This window comes from Streptomyces sp. NPDC031379 (genome assembly GCF_055569615.1).
On record NZ_JBVIIT010000001.1, the window covers coordinates 202664 to 219961 of the forward strand.

14 protein-coding genes are annotated in these 17298 nt (G+C 72.7%); 12 read left to right on the forward strand and 2 right to left on the reverse strand.

Going from position 1 to position 17298, the window contains the following annotated elements; translation table 11 throughout:
- The first annotated feature begins 130 nt into the window (after positions 1–130).
- From ACZ5CW_RS01010 to ACZ5CW_RS01035, 6 genes are all read left to right on the forward strand, one after another.
- Positions 131–3028, forward strand: a complete 2898-nt coding sequence (locus tag ACZ5CW_RS01010) for an FAD-binding and (Fe-S)-binding domain-containing protein (protein WP_468597189.1) — start codon at positions 131–133, stop codon at positions 3026–3028.
- Between the two features lies 1 nt (position 3029).
- Positions 3030–3875, forward strand: coding sequence for a metallophosphoesterase family protein (locus ACZ5CW_RS01015; protein WP_468597191.1), 846 nt, complete (start codon positions 3030–3032; stop codon positions 3873–3875).
- A 36-nt stretch (positions 3876–3911) separates the two neighbouring features.
- Entirely contained in the window at positions 3912–5033 is a 1122-nt protein-coding gene (locus tag ACZ5CW_RS01020; RefSeq protein WP_468597192.1) for a lipid II:glycine glycyltransferase FemX, read from the forward strand.
- 169 nt (positions 5034–5202) lie between these two features.
- Complete coding sequence (locus ACZ5CW_RS01025; RefSeq protein ID WP_468597194.1) at positions 5203–5334, forward strand: hypothetical protein; 132 nt, start codon at positions 5203–5205, stop codon at positions 5332–5334.
- An 86-nt stretch (positions 5335–5420) separates the two neighbouring features.
- Entirely contained in the window at positions 5421–7289 is a 1869-nt protein-coding gene (locus ACZ5CW_RS01030) for an ABC transporter ATP-binding protein (RefSeq protein WP_468597195.1), read from the forward strand.
- Between the two features lie 130 nt (positions 7290–7419).
- Positions 7420–8358 carry an EamA family transporter gene (locus ACZ5CW_RS01035; protein ID WP_468597197.1) on the forward strand — a complete coding sequence of 313 codons (939 nt, stop codon included), beginning with the start codon at positions 7420–7422 and terminating at the stop codon, positions 8356–8358.
- Between the two features lie 63 nt (positions 8359–8421).
- Here ACZ5CW_RS01035 and ACZ5CW_RS01040 read toward each other — a convergent pair whose 3' ends face one another.
- Both ACZ5CW_RS01040 and ACZ5CW_RS01045 read right to left on the reverse strand, forming a co-directional pair.
- On the reverse strand, positions 8422–8634 hold the full coding sequence (locus ACZ5CW_RS01040) for a DUF397 domain-containing protein (RefSeq protein WP_468597199.1): 213 nt from the start codon (positions 8632–8634) through the stop codon (positions 8422–8424).
- Positions 8594–9439, reverse strand: coding sequence for a helix-turn-helix domain-containing protein (locus ACZ5CW_RS01045; RefSeq protein ID WP_468597201.1), 846 nt, complete (start codon positions 9437–9439; stop codon positions 8594–8596). The genes ACZ5CW_RS01040 and ACZ5CW_RS01045 overlap by 41 nt, the downstream gene beginning before the upstream one ends.
- A gap of 216 nt (positions 9440–9655) precedes the next feature.
- Here ACZ5CW_RS01045 and ACZ5CW_RS01050 point away from each other — a divergent pair, with 216 nt between their 5' ends.
- The 6 genes from ACZ5CW_RS01050 to ACZ5CW_RS01075 all read left to right on the forward strand — a co-directional run bounded on the left by ACZ5CW_RS01050 (position 9656) and on the right by ACZ5CW_RS01075 (position 17246).
- Complete coding sequence (locus ACZ5CW_RS01050; RefSeq protein ID WP_468597202.1) at positions 9656–9832, forward strand: hypothetical protein; 177 nt, start codon at positions 9656–9658, stop codon at positions 9830–9832.
- Between the two features lie 38 nt (positions 9833–9870).
- Positions 9871–11226 (forward strand): glycosyltransferase, encoded by a 1356-nt coding sequence (locus tag ACZ5CW_RS01055; protein WP_468597204.1) that lies wholly within the window; start codon positions 9871–9873, stop codon positions 11224–11226.
- Positions 11227–11321: 95 nt separating this feature from the next.
- Positions 11322–12116 carry a TIGR03084 family metal-binding protein gene (locus tag ACZ5CW_RS01060; protein WP_468597206.1) on the forward strand — a complete coding sequence of 265 codons (795 nt, stop codon included), beginning with the start codon at positions 11322–11324 and terminating at the stop codon, positions 12114–12116.
- A complete protein-coding gene (locus tag ACZ5CW_RS01065) occupies positions 12113–13789 on the forward strand; it encodes an acyclic terpene utilization AtuA family protein (protein WP_468597208.1) in 1677 nt (558 codons plus the stop codon). Before ACZ5CW_RS01060 ends, ACZ5CW_RS01065 begins: the two co-directional genes overlap by 4 nt.
- Entirely contained in the window at positions 13786–15384 is a 1599-nt protein-coding gene (locus tag ACZ5CW_RS01070) for an acyl-CoA carboxylase subunit beta (protein ID WP_468597210.1), read from the forward strand. Before ACZ5CW_RS01065 ends, ACZ5CW_RS01070 begins: the two co-directional genes overlap by 4 nt.
- 8 nt (positions 15385–15392) lie before the next feature.
- Complete coding sequence (locus ACZ5CW_RS01075) at positions 15393–17246, forward strand: acetyl/propionyl/methylcrotonyl-CoA carboxylase subunit alpha (protein ID WP_468597212.1); 1854 nt, start codon at positions 15393–15395, stop codon at positions 17244–17246.
- Positions 17247–17298: the final 52 nt, after the last annotated feature.

Here is a 17298-nt window from a genome sequence, read left to right on the forward strand (position 1 = left end):
GCGAGGTGGAGCGGTGTCCGTCCGATGAGACGAGAGTGCCGAGCCGTGGACTTGTGAGGTTGTACGACGATACGGGCGGGGCTGTGGACAACTCTCGGTGACTGTACGTGATCGGATGCATCCTGGACGCATGACAGATCTCGCGGGCGAACTGCGCGGGGCGGTCCGGGGTGAGGTCGGGTTCGACGTCACCTCCCGGGCGCTCGTGACCATGGACGCGTCCAACTACCGGCGTGTCCCCCTCGGGGTGGTGGCCCCCCGGGACGCCGACGACGTGGCGGCCGTGCTCGAGGTGTGCCGGGCGCGCGGGGTGCCGGTGGTGGCCCGAGGCGCAGGCACGTCGATCGCCGGACAGGCGACCGGCACGGGCGTGGTGCTGGACTTCACCCGGCACATGAACGGCCTGCTGGAACTGGACCCGGACACCCGCACGGCCGTCGTGCAGCCCGGCCTCGTCCTCGACCGGCTCCAGGAGGCCGCCGCCCCGCACGGACTCAGGTTCGGCCCGGACCCGTCCACCCACAGCCGGTGCACGCTCGGCGGGATGATCGGCAACAACGCGTGCGGCTCCCACTCGGTCGCCTGGGGCACGACCGCGGACAGCGTGCGCGAGCTGTCCGTCGTCACCGCGCGCGGACAGCGGCTGCGGCTCGGGCGGGGCTGGGCCGGGGCACCGGACGGGCTGCGCGGACTGGCCGAGGACGAGCGGGCCCGCCTGCGCACGGGGTTCCCGGACCTGCCCCGCCGCATCTCCGGGTACGCGCTGGACGCCCTGCTGCCCGAGAAGGGCACGGACGTCGCCCGCTCCTTCTGCGGCTCCGAGGGCACCCTCGCCCTCCTGACCGAGGCGGTCGTCCGGCTGGTGGAGGCCCCTCGCGAGCGTGCCCTCGCGGTGCTGGCGTACGCCGACGAGAGCGCGGCCGCCGAGGCGGCCGCGGGACTCCTGGCGCACGGGCCGCTGACGGTGGAGGGTATGGCGGCCGACCTGGTGCGCTCGCCGGCCGGGCTGCCGAGGGGCGGTGCCTGGCTGTTCGTGGAGACCGGCGGGGAGTCGGCGGCCGAGGCACGCGCGCGTGCGGAGCGGATCGTGCGCGCGGCCGACGTCGTCGACTCCCTGGTGGTGACGGACGCGGCCGCCCAGCGGGCGCTGTGGCGCATCCGGGAGGACGCGAGCGGCACGGCGACCCGCATGCCCGACGGCACGGAGGCCTGGCCCGGCTGGGAGGACTGCGCGGTACCGCCCGCCCGGCTCGGCGCCTACCTGCGCGACTTCCGCGCCCTGCTCGCCGCCCACGGCCTGCGGGGCACCCCGTACGGCCACTTCGGCGACGGCTGCATCCACGTCCGCATCGACTTCGACCTGCTCACCGAGGCCGGTGTCGGCCGCTTCCGCCGCTTCTCCGAGGACCTCGCCGACCTGGTGGTGGAGCACGGCGGCTCGCTGTCCGGGGAGCACGGCGACGGGCAGGCCCGCGCGGAGCTGCTGCCCCGCATGTACGGCGCGGAGACGGTGGCCCTCTTCGAGCGCGCCAAGGCGGTCTGGGACCCCGACGACCTGCTCAACCCCGGCATGCTGGTCCGCCCCGCGCCCCTCGACGCCGGCCTGCGCTTCTCCGTCCTGCCCCGCCGCCCGGTCGACGTGGCGTTCGGCTATCCGGCGGACGGCGGCGACTTCCGCGCCGCCGTCCGCCGCTGCGTCGGCGTCGCCAAGTGCCGTACGACCGCGGCGTCCGGCCCCGCCGTGATGTGCCCCTCCTTCCGGGCGACCGGCGAGGAGGAGCACTCCACGCGCGGCCGGGCCCGGCTGCTGCACGAGATGCTCGCGGGCGATCTGGTCACCGACGGCTGGCGGTCCACGGAGGTCCGTGACGCCCTCGACCTCTGCCTGGCCTGCAAGGGCTGCCGCTCGGACTGCCCGGTCGGAGTCGACATGGCCACCTACAAGGCGGAGTTCCTGCACCACCACTACGCCGGCCGGCGCCGCCCCGCCGCGCACCACAGCATGGGCCGGCTGCCGGAGTGGCTGCGCTGGGTCGCCCGCACGCGTACGGCCCCGCTGCTCAACGCCCTCGCCCGGGTACGGCCGTTGGCGTACCTGGCGAAACGCCTGGGCGGACTCGCCCCGGAGCGGCAGCTCCCCCGGCTGGCGACGCGGACCTTCACGAGCTGGTGGCGCGGGCGGAAGCCGGTCCAGGGTGCCGCCGGCTCCGTCCAGGACCCCGGGGACCTGGTCGTCCTGTGGCCGGACACCTTCACCGAGCATCTGTCCCCGTCCGTCGGCCGGGCCGCCGTCCGCGTGCTGGAGGCCGCCGGACTGCGGGTGGCGCTGCCGCCGACGCTGATCCCGCGCGGGGGAGCGATCGGTGACGGCAGGTCGAGGGCGGCCACCGCGCTGCTCACCGCCCGCCGGGCCCGGGTCTGCTGCGGCCTGACCTACGTCTCCACCGGCCGGCTCGACCACGCCCGCGCGGTACTGCGCCGCACGCTGGACCTGATGGAGCCGGTGCTGCGGGCCGGGGTCCCGGTCGTCGTCCTGGAGCCGAGCTGCGCCGCGGCCCTGCGCACCGACCTGCCCGAGCTGCTGCACGACGACCCCCGCGCGGCCCGGCTGGCCTCGGCGGTCCGCACCTTCGCCGAGGTCCTGGAACAACACGCCCCCGACTGGGTGCCGCCCGCCGTGGACCGCCCGGTCGCCGGACAGACCCATTGCCACCAGCACGCGGTGCTGGGTGACGCCCCCGACCGGCGCCTGCGCGAGTCCGCGGGTCTCACCGGCGACCTGAGCGGAGGCTGCTGCGGACTCGCGGGCAACTTCGGTTTCGAAAAGGGCCACTTCGAGGTGTCACGGACCTGCGCGGAGGAACACCTCCTGCCGTCGGTACGGGAAGCGCCGAAGGGGACGGTGGTCCTCGCGGACGGGTTCTCCTGCCGCACGCAGCTGGAACAGCTGGCGGGGGTACGGGGACGCCATCTGGCGGAAGTGCTGGCGCAGGCGCTGGACGCGGAAGAACAGCGAGCGGGGGAGTGACATGACCGGGAGGACCGGAGCCGAGGAGCCCGCAGCCGAGGCCGCCGAGGAGACCCAGGAGGAGACCGAGGAGACCCAGGAGACCGAGGAGTACGGCCGACTGGCCGTCCTGTCCGACATCCACGGCGTGCTGCCCGCGCTGGAGGCCGTGCTGGCGGAGCCCGAGGTGGCCGCGGCCGACCGGATCGTCCTCACCGGGGACATCACGGCGGGCCCGCAGCCGGCCGAGGTGCTGGAGCTGTTGCGGGCGCAGGGCGAGCGGGTGCTGTGGATCGGCGGGAACGCGGACCGGGAGCTGGTGGAGTTCCGGCGGGGCGAGCGGACGGAGATACCCGACCCGATCGGCCCCTTCGCGGCCCAGGCGCTCACCGGGGAACAGGTCGATTTCCTCGCTGCGCTGCCCAGGACGCTCACCCTGCGCGTGCGCGGCCTCGGCAGGGTCCTGTTCTGCCACGCCACCCCGCGCGACGACGAGGAGCTGGTGCTGGTCGACTCCCGCCCCGACCGCTGGGCCGAGGTCTTCACCGGCCTGGACCCCGGCATCGGCACGGTGGTCTGCGGCCACACCCACATGCCCTACGTCCGGCTGGCCCACGGCCGTCTGGTGGTCAATCCCGGCAGCGTGGGCATGCCCTACGGCCGCCCGGGCGCCCACTGGTGCCTCCTGGGACCCGGCGCCGACCTGCGCGTGACCTCGTACGACCGGGCGGCGGCGGTGGCCCGGCTGGTCCGGGAGTGCGGCTACCCGGACATCGCCGCGTGGGCCGACTACTTCCTGCACGCGCGGGCGACCGACACGGAGGTGCTGGCGGCATGGGAACCGGCGGACGGGCGGGGTGATTCATAGGGTGCGATGGCCCACGATCTCCAAGGAGCCCCGCGCATGAGCCTCACCCTCCGGCCGATCAGCCGTGCCGAGCATCTCGCCTTCGTGGACAGCCGCCCCTCGGCCAGCCATCTGCAGCTGCCGTCGTGGGGGGACGTGAAGCCGGACTGGCGGGCGGAGAGTCTGGGATGGTTCGAGGCGGACGGGCGGCTCGTCGGGGTGGGGCTGGTGCTGCTGCGGCCGCTGCCCAGGCTGAAACGGTATCTGGCCTATCTGCCCGAGGGGCCGGTCATCGACTGGGACACGCCTGATCCGGAGCGCTGGCTGGAGCCGATGCTGGCCCATCTGAAGAGCCGGGGCGCCTTCTCGGTGAAGATGGGGCCGCCGGTGGTGGCGCGGCGGTGGAGCCCCGAGGCGGTCAAGGCCGCGATCGCCGACCCCGGCGCGCACCGCCTGCGGGACGTGGCGCCGACGTCGTGCGAGCAGGGGGCCGCCGATCTGGCCGACCGGTTGCGCCGGATGGGCTGGCGGCAGAGCGAGCCCGGCGGGGAGGACGGGTTCGCCGCCGGGCAGCCCCGGTACGTGTGCCAGGTGCCGCTTGCCGGGCGGTCGTCGGAAGACGTCCAGCGCGGCCTCAACCAGCAGTGGCGGCGCAACATCAAGAAGGCCGAGAAGGCGGGTGTGAAGATCGTCCGGGGCGGTCAGGAGGATCTGCCGGTCTTCTACGGCCTCTACACCGAGACCGCCGAGCGGGACCGGTTCATCCCGCGTCCGCTGCCGTACTTCCAGCGGATGTGGAGCGCGCTCACCGCCGAACACCCCGACCGGATGCGGCTGTACCTCGCCCAGCACGAGGGGGAGGTGCTGGCCGCGGCCACGATGCTGATCGTCGGCGGGCACGTCTGGTACTCCTACGGCGCCTCCACCAGCCGCAGGCGCGAGGTGCAGCCCAACAACGCGATGCAGTGGCGCATGATGTGCGACGCCCATGAACTGGGCGCCCACGTCTACGACTTCCGGGGCATCACCGACACCCTGGAGGAGTCGAACCATCTGCTCGGCCTGCTCCGCTTCAAGGTGGGCGCGGGCGGGCAGGCCGTGGAGTACGTGGGGGAGTGGGACTTCCCGCTGAACCGGCTGCTGCACAAGGCGCTCGACGTCTACATGGCCCGCCGCTGAGGCCGTTCTCAGCTTTTCCGGCAAACCCTCAGCATTTCCCAGGGGATTCACAGCGCTCCTTTGCCTTTTTTGCCGTTCGGGGGCCGGGGTGGCGTGTAGGTTCTTTGGTGTCGGGAGCCGGACGCGGAATTCTCGAACCTCAGAAACTGCGAAGCGATAGGAGTCGGAAATGAGCTTCAGGAAGCTTGCCCCGCTGCCCCCCAAGTCCCAGACGAAGCAGCTCCCGCCGCCGCCCAAGGCGAAGCCCAAGAAGCACGCGCACAAGCCGCTTCCGAAGCCGCTGCCCGGCCAGGGCCACTGATCCGGCGCTGAGCCGAAGGGGGCCGATGGTGCACCATCGACCCCCTTTTCTTCTTCCTGCGGGAAGGTGAGGGGAAAGGGATTCCGATGACTGGCGAGGGTGGCGAATTCGCATACGAGACCCCGACCATTCCCGCCCGTACAGCATTTCGCCGTTTCTGGCCGCTGACCAAGGGGCTCAGGAAATGGCTGCTCATCGTCTGGCTGTGCACCGTGCTCGCCGCACTCGCCGAGACCGAGGCCATCCTGCTGTTCGCCGATCTCACCGACCACGCCCTGCAGAAGGGCTCACTGGCCGCGTTCTGGGCTCCGGCCGCCAAGTGGCTGGGCATCGCGGTGGCCGGTGCGCTCGTCGCGTACGCGGGCAACTCCCTGGCCGCGTGGGCGACCGAGCGGTTCGTGATGCGGCTGCGCGAGCACGTCTTCGACCACGTCCAGCGGCTGCCGCCGCACTTCTTCCAGCGTCACCGGCAGGGCGACCTGCTCTCCCGGCTGACCAGTGACGTCGAGGCGATCGAGACGATGGTCGTCTCCGGGCTGGTCGGCGCCGCCTCGGCGGCCTTCTCCGCCCTCTTCTACGCGGCCGCCGCGTTCTGGCTGCGCTGGGACCTGGCCGCCGCCACGTTCGTCCTCGCGCCCCTGTTCTGGCTGGCCGCCCGCCGCTTCTCCGGCTCCATCAAGGACGTCTCCCGCGAGGGCCGGGCCGCCGACGGCGCGATCACCTCGGTGGTGGAGGAGTCCCTCGGCAACATCGTGCTCACCCAGGCCTACGACCGCCGGGACGCCGAGCGCCGGAGACTGCACGAGGAGGCGACCGCCTGGTTCCGCGCCTCCGTCCGCTCCACCCGCCTCAACGAGGCCTATGAGCAGCTCGTCCAGGTCATCGAGACGGTCTGCGTGCTCGCCGTGATCGGCGTCGGCGCCTGGGAGATCTCCACCGGCCGGATGACCCTCGGCAAGCTTCTCGCCTTCGCCGCCTTCCTCGGCTACCTCTACCCGCCCGTCCGCGGACTCGCCCAGCTCGGCCTCACGGTCACCGCGGCCACCGCGGGCGCCGAGCGGCTCATCGAGATCCTGGACGTCGGGCCGGCGGTCACCGACCCCCGCCGGGATACGCGGACGGGCCGCCCGGACGGCACGGTGGAGGTCCGGGACGTCTCCTTCCGCTACCCGGGCGCCGACCGCACCGCCCTGGACGGGCTGTCCTTCACGGTCAGCCCCGGTGAGCTGGTGATCATCACCGGCCCGAGCGGCGCGGGCAAGTCCACGGTCTCCAAGCTCCTGCTGCGCTTCTACGACCCCGACGCGGGCGGGATCCTGCTGGACGGCGTACCGCTGCGCGACTTCCCGCTGGCCCGCCTGCGCGAGTACGTCACCCTGCTCCCGCAGGAGACCCTGGTACTCCACGACACGGTCCGCGCCAACATCGCCTGCGGCCGGCCCGGCGCCAGTGACCGGGCGATCGAGGAGGCGGCCCGGGCGGCCGACGCGCACGACTTCATCGTCCGCCTCCCCGACGGCTACGACACCCGGATCGACCCCCACTCGGCTCGTCTGTCCGGCGGTCAGCTCCAGCGCCTGGCCATCGCCCGCGCCATCCTGCGCGACGGCCCCGTCCTGGTCCTGGACGAACCGACGACCGGCCTGGACGCGATGGCCGCCCGCCGCGTGGTCACACCCCTGCGCCGCCTGATGGCCGGCCGCACGACGATCATGATCACCCACGACCTCAACCTCGCCCCCGACGCCGACCGCATCCTCGTCGTCGACCGGGGACGCGTCGTCGAGGCCGGCCGGCACGAGGAACTCCTGGCCCGGGGCGGGGCGTACGCGCGACTGCACCGCTCGCAGAACGACTGGGCGACGGACACGGGCGAGCTGCGCCTACCGCTCGCGTGGCCGACGGCTCCGGTCCCGGCGTACGCGTACCCGCCCACGCCCTGGCCCGGCATCTGAACACCACCCATCTCAGCATCCAGGACAGTGACATAAGGGCTTCACACTCCTGACGTTGGTCTACTACCCTGGACTCGGAAGTACATCGAGATGAACATGTTCTGATCCCGAGCCAGCCCAGGACCGCCCCGTGAGCACCTCCAGCGCCGCCGCACCCTCGACGCAGCACGCACCCGCATCCCCGGGTGGCGCCCCGAGCCGCCTCGGCTCGCTCGGCCCGGTCGGGCTGGTGCTGGCCGGCGGAGTCTCGGTGCAGTTCGGCGGAGCCCTCGCCGTGACGCTGATGCCCCGGGCCGGCGCGCTCGGTGTCGTGACCCTGCGGCTGCTCGCGGCGGCCGTGGTCCTCCTGGTGGTGTGCCGCCCCAGGCTGCGCGGGCACTCCCGCACCGACTGGGGCACGGTGATCGTGTTCGGCATCGCCATGGGCGCGATGAACGGACTCTTCTACGAGGCGGTCGCCCGTATCCCGCTGGGCCCCGCGGTCACCCTCGAGGTCCTCGGCCCGCTGGCCCTGTCCGTCCTGGCATCGCGCCGGGCGGTCAACGCGGTCTGGGCCGGCCTCGCGCTCGCGGGCGTCTTCCTGCTCGGCGGCGGAGGCTTCAGCGACCTCGACCCGATCGGTGTCGCCTTCGCCCTGGGGGCCGGCGCCATGTGGGCGGCGTACATCGTCTTCAGCGCCCGTACGGGCCGCCGCTTCCCGCAGGCGGACGGCCTGGCGTTGGCCATGGCGATCGCGGCCCTGCTCTTCCTCCCCATCGGCATCGCCGACGCGGGCACCCGCCTGCTGAACCCCACCACCATCGCCCTCGGCTCGGCGGTGGCCCTGCTCTCCTCGGTCCTGCCCTACACCCTCGAACTCCTGGCCCTGCGCCGGCTGCCGGCCTCCACCTTCGCCATCCTGATGAGCCTGGAGCCGGCCATCGCGGCGACGGCCGGCTTCCTGATCCTCGGCCAGGCCCTGTCCGCGCCGGAGGCCGCCGCGATCGCCCTGGTGATCGCGGCGAGCATCGGCGCGGTGCGGACGCAGGTGGGACGGGGCAAGGTCCCGGTCCAGGCCCCCGAGGCCTGACCGACCCCGCCGCGGGATCAGCCGGCCGGCGTCTCCCGGTGCTTGACCGACCCCGCCGCGGGATCAGCCGGCCGGCGTCTCCCGGTGCTTGACCGACTCCACGAAGGCCGCCCAGGCGACGCCGGGGAAGAACAGCGCCGGGCCACGCCGGGCCTTGGAGTCGCGGACGGCGATGTGGGGGGTGAGGTCGGCCACTTCGACGCACTGGCCGCCGGTGTCGCCGCTGTACGAGGACTTACGCCAGGTCGCGCCCGTCAGGTTCCGGTTCGTTTCCATAACGCTCCTCCATCACGTGCGTGATCAGCGCCGCCGAGTCCTCAGCGGAGAGCGCCGCAGCCTGGAGCTGATCGTAACGGACCGAACCCTCCTTGACTGCTTGGGGATTGGCCGTCATGTGCCCCTGGACGAAGTCCTCGGTGTAGACGATGTCGGGGTCCTTCTCGAAGCGCAGGAGGGCATAGGAGCCCATCAGTCCGGTGTGGGCTCCGGCCTCGAACGGCAGCACCTGCACGTTCACCCACGCGCGGTTCCGCATGCTCACCAGGTGTGTGAGCTGCTCCCGCATGACGTCCCGGCCACCGACTTCTTGATGCAGTACGGCCTCGCTCAGCACCACCCAGGTCGCCGGCGCGTCTTCGCGTTCCAGGATCCGCTGCCGCTCCAATCGCGCGGCCACCTTCGCATCGAGTCCCACGCCGTCACGCAGGCCCAGTACGGCGCGGGCGTACGCCTCCGTCTGCAGCAGACCGTCGACCAGCTGCGCCTGGAACGTCGAGATGTACGCCGCCTTCGCCTCCATCTCCGCATACGGCTGGAACCAGCTCGGCAACTGGCTGCGTAACACCAGCCCGACCAGCCGGGAGAAGAGGCCGTCCGTCCCCAGCGCCGCGTCCACCCGCTCGGAGAACTCCCGCTGCGGCACCCTCGCCGCCGTCTCGATCATCCCGATCAGCGACCCCGTGCAGAAGACGATCGACCCCAGCTGCGCCAGCGTCAGGCCCGCCGCCTCCCTCGCTCTGCGGAGTTCGTAGCCGTAGTAGTCCAGCGGCGACGCACCAGGGTCCAGTTCCCGGCTTCGCATACCAACCACCTCCGTTCACCGAGAGTAGCGACGGATGTGCGTATGGGAGTCGGACTTCCAAGAACCCGAACGACAGTGCGAAACCATGATCGAAATACGCCTCGAACTTGAGCGCCGATCCTCGCACGAACGGGGAAAAGCCGGATTTGCCCATGGCCCTGGCCTGACTCTGTGTTTCGAGCAAGAGCATCGAAAGCACCGGAGAAAGGCTGCTGGATGAACTACACAGGGGGGAGCGGCTCTCTCGCCGCGACCGGGGCCGGGGCCATCACGATCGGGGGGATCGCCTTCCAGCAGCTGTGGCTGATGGGCCTGGCGGCCGTCGTGGTCGGCCTCGGAGCCGTACTCGTACGCACCTCGTTCCGCCGCGGGAAGGCGGTTCACGAGCGATGAAGGCGATCCGGGTACACCGAACCCGGACCCGCATTCTGGTGGGGGCCGCCCTCTCGGTGGCGGCCCTCACCGTCTGGCTGGTCCGGCACATCTACTCAGGCATCAGCACCTGGCAGGGGCACGGGCAGCACTTCGCCACGGTGTACGCCCTGGCGTTCCTGCTGCTCATGTGGCAGTGCGTGCTCTACTTCTGCGAGCGGCCGCGGAAGGTGACGCCCGAACAGCAGGCGGAGCTGGACGCGCTGCGGGTGACGGTGCCCGTACCGGTGCGCAACGAGGGCCCCAACGCCTTCAAGGCCTGCCTGGCGTCCATCGTCGGCCAGGCGCGCCTTCCGCAGTGCGTGGTCGTGGTGGAGAACGACAACTGCGTCGACTACACGGCCGTCCGCACCTGGTTCGAGGGAGTGTGCGAGGAGCGGGGTGTCCCGCTGCTCTGGGAGAGCACTCCGGTGCCGGGCAAGCGCCACGCGCAGGGCATGGCCCTGGCCGCCGCACGGAGGGCCGGGATCACCACGGACGTCTACGTCACCGTGGACTCCGACGCCAACCTGGACCGCCAGGCGATCGCGGAGATCCTCAAGCCGTTCGCGGACCGGGAGACGCAGTCCGTGGCCGGCATCGTGCTCGCCTCCAACCTGCGCGGCAACGTGAACGGCAAGGGCGAGCGCAGGCGCTGGCGGGACGTGCTCGTCCGGCTCACCGACCTGTGGTTCGTGGTGGGGCAGCTGGTGGACCGGTCGGCGCAGTCGGCCCTGGGCGGTGTCCTGGTCAACTCCGGTGTGCTGGCCGCCTACCGGGCCCATGTCGTCGAGGACAACCTCGACGGCTACCTCAACGAGACCTTCCTCGGCCGGAAGGTCGAGTTCTCCGACGACTCCATGCTGACCATCTACGCCCTGCAGCACGGCAAGGCGGTACAGCAGCCCACGGCGTTCGCCACCACCCTGATGCCGGACAACTTCTCCCAGCTCTTCCGCATGTACACGCGCTGGATGCGCGGCGCCTTCATCCGCACGTTCTGGCGCTTCCGCTACCTGCGGCTCGACAACTACGCCTACTGGGGCCACCTCATCGGATGGATCCAGATGGTGCTCTCCACCGCCATCTTCGTCGCCCTCTTCCTGTACCTGCCGCTCGTGCGCGGCGTCTGGACGTGGGAACTGCTCCTCATCCCCGTCCTCGTGGGGTACGGCCAGTCGCTCAGGTACCTGAGCTTCCGGCGCAGTGACGAGCCCTTCGCCGCCCAGCTCCTGACGTTCGCGGCGGCGCCGCTGGCGCAGCTCTTCGCCTTCACCGTCTTCCGCGTGGTCCGCTGGTACGCCATGGCGACGTGCTACCGCACCGGCTGGGGCACGCGGCAGAAGGTCGAGCTGGATCTCGCACCCACCGGCTGAGGCGCCGGCGGCCCTGTGACCGCCGGCCGAGGTGCGGGCAGGAAATCCATGCAAGCACGCTTGATTGTTTCTGCCCCCGCTGTCATGCTCCCCCCATGGCCGACCCGACGCCCGTCATCGACGACCTGCGTGCCGAGAGTGACGAACTCGACCTGATCGTCGCCGAGTTGGACCCGAAGCAGTGGGCCCTTCCCACCCCCGCGCCCGGCTGGACCGTCGCGCACCAGATCGCGCACCTCGCCTGGACCGACCGCTCGGCGCTGGTGGCCGTCACCGACGCCGGCGCCTTCCAGGCGCTGGTCGAGAAGGCGCTCGCCGCCCCCGGCTCCTTCGTGGACGAGGGGGCTCAGGAGGGCGCCCGGCTCCCGGCCGCCGAGCTGCTGGCGCTGTGGCGCACCGGGCGCGCGGCCCTCGCCGACGCCCTGCGCGCAGCACCGCCCGGCGCCCGTTTCCCCTGGTACGGCCCGCCCATGTCGGCCGCCTCCATGGCCACCGCCCGGCTCATGGAGACCTGGGCCCATGCGGGAGACGTCGCCGACGCCCTGGGCGTGGTGCGCCCGCCCACCGGCCGGCTGCGGCATGTGGCCCGGCTCGGGGTGCGGACCCGCGACTTCGCCTTCGGGGTGCACGGCCTCACCCCGCCGGCCGAGGAGTTCCGTGTGGAACTGGCCGCCCCCGACGGTGAGGTGTGGACGTACGGTCCCGAGGACGCCGTCCAGCGCGTCACCGGCTCCGCCCTCGACTTCTGCCTCCTGGTCACCCAGCGCGCCCACCGCGCCGACCTCGCCCTGACCGCGGCGGGCCCGGACGCGGACCGCTGGCTCGACATCGCCCAGGCCTTCGCGGGCCCGCCCGGCACCGGCCGCCCGCCGAAGGAGGGCGCCCGGTGAACCCGCTGCGCGTCGGCAACTTCTCCGGCTTCTACGGCGACCGCTCCGACGCCCTGCGCGAGATGCTCACCGGCGGCGAGGTCGACGTCCTCACCGGCGACTACCTCGCCGAACTCACCATGCTGATCCTCGCCCGCGACCGGCTGAAGGACCCCTCCGCCGGATACGCCCGCACCTTCCTGCGCCGGCTGGAGGACACCCTCGGCCTCGCCCACGCGCGCGGGGTGCGGATCGTCACCAACGCGGGCGGCCTGAACCCCGCCGGACTCGCGGCGGCGGTACGGGAGCTGAGCGAGCGGCTCGGCATCCCGGTACGCGTCGCGCACGTCGAGGGCGACGACCTCACCGCCGGACACCCCGGCGCCCTCGCCGCCCACGCCTACCTCGGCGGTTTCGGCATCGCCGCCTGCCTGCGGGCGGGCGCGGACGTGGTCGTCACCGGCCGCGTCACGGACGCCTCCCTGGTCACCGGGCCCGCCGCCGCCCATTTCGGCTGGCAGCCGGGGGAGTTCGACCGGCTCGCCGGTGCCGTGGTCGCCGGGCACGTGCTCGAGTGCGGGCCGCAGGCGACCGGCGGGAACTACTCCTTCTTCCGCGAGGGCGACGTACGCCGCCCCGGCTTCCCGCTCGCCGAGATCCACGCCGACGGCAGCAGCGTGATCACCAAGCACCCCGGCACCGGCGGTTTCGTGGACGTCGGCACGGTGACCGCCCAGCTGCTCTACGAGACCGGCGGCGGCCGGTACGCCGGGCCCGATGCCACCGCCCGGCTGGACACCGCCCGGCTGAGCCAGGACGGAACGGACCGGGTGCGGATCGAGGGCGTGCGCGGGGAGGCTCCGCCGCCGACGCTCAAGGTCGGTCTCAACCGGCTGGGCGGCTTCCGCAACGAGGTCGTCTTCGTCCTCACCGGACTCGACATCGAGGCCAAGGCGGACCTGGTCCGCGACCAGCTGTCCGACGCGCTGGCCAAGTCCCCGCCCGCGGAGGTCCGGTGGGACCTGGTGCGGACCGACCGGGCCGACGCCGACACCGAGGAGACCGCGAGCGCCCTGCTGCGGCTCGTCGTACGGGACCCGGACGAGCAGGTCGTCGGGCGGGCGCTCACGGGGGCCGCCGTGGAGCTGGCACTGGCCGGCTACCCGGGCTTCCATGTGCTGTCCCCCCCTGGAAAGGGCGCCCCCTATGGCGTCTTCGAGGAGGTGTACGTGCCCCATGGTGACGCCGACCATGTGGCCGTCCTCCACGACGGACGCCGTGTCCCCGTGCCCCCACCCCAGCAGACGCGCACCCTGGACGACGTACCGCAGCCGCCCCTGCCCGACCCCCTTCCGCCCGGACCGGCGCGGCGCGCCCCGCTCGGGCTGGTCGCCGGGGCCCGCAGCGGGGACAAGGGCGGGAACGCCAACGTGGGCGTGTGGGCGCGGTCGGACGAGGCCTGGCGGTGGCTCGCCCACGAGCTGACCGCCGACCGGTTCCGGGAGCTGATCCCGGAGAGCCGGGAGCTGCCCGTCACCCGGCACGCGCTCCCGAACCTGCGCGCCCTCAACTTCGTCGTGGAGGGGATCCTCGGCGCGGGCGTCGCCTCCCGGCACCGCTTCGACCCGCAGGCCAAGGCCCTCGGCGAATGGCTGCGCTCCCGCCACCTGGACATCCCGGAGGCCCTGCTGTGACCGTTCTCGAGACGGCCCTGGACACCCACCACCCCGACTACCGGGCCCACCGTGAGGCCATGCTCGCCAAGCTCGCCGAGCTGGAGGCCGAGCACGCCAAGGCGCTCGCGGGCGGCGGCGAGAAGTACGTCGGCCGGCACCGGGGGCGCGGCAAGCTGCTCGCCCGCGAACGCATCGAGCTGCTCCTCGACCCGGACACCCCGTTCCTCGAGCTGTCCCCGCTCGCCGCCTGGGGCAGCGACTACACCGTGGGCGCCTCCCTGGTCACCGGCATCGGCGTCGTCGAGGGCGTGGAGTGCCTGATCACGGCCAACGACCCGACCGTGCGCGGCGGCGCCAGCAACCCGTGGAGCCTGAAGAAGGCCCTGCGTGCCAACGACATCGCCCTCGCCAACCGGCTGCCCTGCATCAGCCTGGTGGAGTCCGGCGGCGCCGACCTGCCCTCGCAGAAGGAGATCTTCATCCCGGGCGGCGCCATCTTCCGCGACCTCACCCGGCTGTCCGCCGCCGGCATCCCGACCGTCGCCGTCGTCTTCGGCAACTCCACGGCCGGCGGCGCGTACGTCCCCGGCATGTCCGACCACGTGATCATGGTCAAGGAACGCGCGAAGGTGTTCCTCGGCGGACCGCCGCTGGTGAAGATGGCCACCGGCGAGGAGAGCGACGACGAGTCCCTGGGCGGCGCGGAGATGCACGCGCGCGTGTCGGGCCTCGCCGACTACTTCGCGGTGGACGAGCGGGACGCGCTGCGGCAGGCCCGCCGGGTCGTGGCCCGCCTCAACCACCGCAAGGCGTACGAGGACCCGGGCCCGGCGGCACCGCCCGAGTACGACCCGGACGAACTCCTCGGCATCGTCCCCGGCGACCTGAAGATCCCCTTCGACCCGCGCGAGGTCATCGCCCGGATCGTCGACGCCTCCGACTTCGACGAGTTCAAGCCGCTGTACGGGACGAGCCTGGTCACCGGCTGGGCGTCCCTGCACGGCTATCCGGTCGGCATCCTCGCCAACGCGCAGGGCGTGCTGTTCAGCGCGGAGTCCCAGAAGGCCGCCCAGTTCATCCAGCTCGCCAACCAGCGCGACATCCCGCTGCTCTTCCTGCACAACACCACCGGCTACATGGTCGGCAAGGAGTACGAGCAGGGCGGGATCATCAAACACGGCGCGATGATGATCAACGCGGTCAGCAACAGCCGGGTCCCGCACCTGTCGGTCCTCATGGGCGCCTCCTACGGCGCCGGGCACTACGGCATGTGCGGCCGCGCCTACGACCCCCGCTTCCTGTTCGCCTGGCCCAGCGCCAAGTCCGCCGTCATGGGCCCGCAGCAGCTCGCCGGTGTGCTGTCCATCGTCGCCCGGCAGTCGGCGGCGGCGAAGGGCCGGCCGTACGACGACGAGGCGGACGCGGCCCTGCGCGCCATGGTCGAGCAGCAGATCGAGTCCGAGTCGCTGCCGATGTTCCTGTCCGGGCGGCTGTACGACGACGGCGTCATCGACCCGCGCGACACCCGCACCGTCCTCGGCCTGTGCCTGTCCGCCCTGCACACCGCGCCCTACGAGGGTGCGCGCGGCGGCTTCGGCGTCTTCCGGATGTGAGGGACCACGTGATTTCGACTGTGCTCGTCGCCAACCGGGGCGAGATCGCCTGCCGGATCTTCCGCACCTGCGGTGAGTTGGGAATCAGGACCGTCGCCGTGCACTCGGACGCCGACGAGAACGCGCTCCACGCGCGCGTGGCCGACGCCGCGGTACGGCTGCCGGGCGCGGCGCCCGCGGAGACGTACCTGCGCGGCGACCTGATCGTGAAGGCCGCCCTGTCCGCGGGCGCCGACGCCGTGCACCCCGGCTACGGCTTCCTCTCCGAGAACCCCGACTTCGCCCGCGCCGTGCTCGACGCCGGGCTGACCTGGATCGGCCCGCCCCCGCAGGCCATCGCGGCCATGGCGTCCAAGACCCGCGCCAAGGAGCTGATGGGCCTCGCGCCCCTCGACGAGCGCGAGGTCACCGAGGCCGACCTGCCGGTCCTGGTGAAGGCGGCCGCGGGCGGCGGAGGGCGCGGGATGCGGATCGTGCGCCGCCTGGACGAGCTGCCCGCCGCCCTGGAGGGCGCGCGCGCCGAGGCCGCGAGCGCCTTCGGTGACGGCGAGGTCTTCGTGGAGCCGTACATCGAGCACGGCCGCCACGTCGAGGTGCAGATCCTCGCCGACACCCACGGCACCGTCTGGCCGCTCGGCACCCGCGACTGCTCCCTGCAGCGCCGCCACCAGAAGGTCGTCGAGGAGGCCCCCGCACCGGGCCTGCCGGCCACGCTCACCGAGGAGCTGTACGCCCTGGCCGTACGCGCCGCCCGCGCCGTCTCCTACGTCGGCGCCGGCACCGTCGAGTTCCTGGTCGCCGGCGGGCGCGCCCACTTCCTGGAGATGAACACCCGCCTCCAGGTCGAACACCCCGTCACCGAGGCCGTGTTCGGCATCGACCTGGTCGCCGAACAGATCCGCGTCGCGGAAGGCCGGCCGCTGCAGACCGAGCCGCCCCGCGCGCGCGGCCATGCGATCGAGGCCCGCCTGTACGCCGAGGACCCCGCCCGTGACTGGGCCCCGCAGACCGGCACCCTGCACCGCATCGCCGTACCGGCCGGCGTCCGCCTGGACACCGGCTACACCGACGGCGACCCCATCGGCGTCCACTACGACCCGATGCTCGCCAAGGTCGTCGCCCACGCCCCCACCCGCGCGGAGGCGATCCGCAGACTCGCCGGCGCCCTCGAGACGGCCGCGATCCACGGCCCGGTCACCAACAGGGACCTGCTGGTGCGCTCCCTGCGCCACGCCGAATTCGCCGGCGCCCGCATGGACACCGGCTTCTACGACCGCCACCTCGCCGACCTGACCGAGCCGGCACCCGACCCGTACGCCCCCCTGGTCGCGGCCCTGGCCGACGCCCACGGCCGCTCCCGCTTCGGCGGCTGGCGCAACGTTCCGTCCCAGCCACAGGCCAAGCGGTACGAAATGGCGGGCGAGGAGTACGAGGTCCCCTACCGGCACACGCGAGAGGGCCTCGCGGCCGACGGAGTGCGTGTCGTGCACGCCGACGCCCGACTGGTCGTACTCGAACTCGACGGTGTCCGGCGCCGGTTCGAGGTCGCGCGCTACGGCGACGAGGTCCACGTCAACGCCACCCGCCTCACCGCCCTGCCCCGCTTCCCCGCCCCGACCGCCCAGCTCGCCCCGGGCTCCCTGCTCGCCCCGATGCCGGGCACGGTCGTACGCATCGCCGAGGGGCTGTCGGAGGGCGCGACCGTGCAGGCGGGCCGGCCCCTGATCTGGCTGGAGGCGATGAAGATGCAGCACCAGATCTCGGCACCGGCCACCGGCACGCTGGCAGCGCTCCCGGTGGCTCCCGGACAGCAAGTGGAGATGGGCACGCTCCTGGCGGTGGTCGAGAGCAGCCGACCGTAGGGGCGCGGGGAACTGCGCGAGCAACCACATTCGAGCCGCACCCGGAGGAATC

What these genes read in the sequence shown, in the direction of transcription:
- ACZ5CW_RS01010 (WP_468597189.1), top strand. Translation starts at nt 131, where the DNA reads ATGACAGATCTCGCGGGCGAACTGCGCGGGGCGGTCCGGGGTGAGGTC.
- ACZ5CW_RS01015 (WP_468597191.1), top strand. Translation starts at nt 3,030, where the DNA reads ATGACCGGGAGGACCGGAGCCGAGGAGCCCGCAGCCGAGGCCGCCGAG.
- ACZ5CW_RS01020 (WP_468597192.1), top strand. Translation starts at nt 3,912, where the DNA reads ATGAGCCTCACCCTCCGGCCGATCAGCCGTGCCGAGCATCTCGCCTTC.
- ACZ5CW_RS01025 (WP_468597194.1), top strand. Translation starts at nt 5,203, where the DNA reads ATGAGCTTCAGGAAGCTTGCCCCGCTGCCCCCCAAGTCCCAGACGAAG.
- ACZ5CW_RS01030 (WP_468597195.1), top strand. Translation starts at nt 5,421, where the DNA reads ATGACTGGCGAGGGTGGCGAATTCGCATACGAGACCCCGACCATTCCC.
- ACZ5CW_RS01040 (WP_468597199.1), bottom strand. Translation starts at nt 8,634, where the DNA reads ATGGAAACGAACCGGAACCTGACGGGCGCGACCTGGCGTAAGTCCTCG.
- ACZ5CW_RS01045 (WP_468597201.1), bottom strand. Translation starts at nt 9,439, where the DNA reads ATGCGAAGCCGGGAACTGGACCCTGGTGCGTCGCCGCTGGACTACTAC.
- ACZ5CW_RS01050 (WP_468597202.1), top strand. Translation starts at nt 9,656, where the DNA reads ATGAACTACACAGGGGGGAGCGGCTCTCTCGCCGCGACCGGGGCCGGG.
- ACZ5CW_RS01060 (WP_468597206.1), top strand. Translation starts at nt 11,322, where the DNA reads ATGGCCGACCCGACGCCCGTCATCGACGACCTGCGTGCCGAGAGTGAC.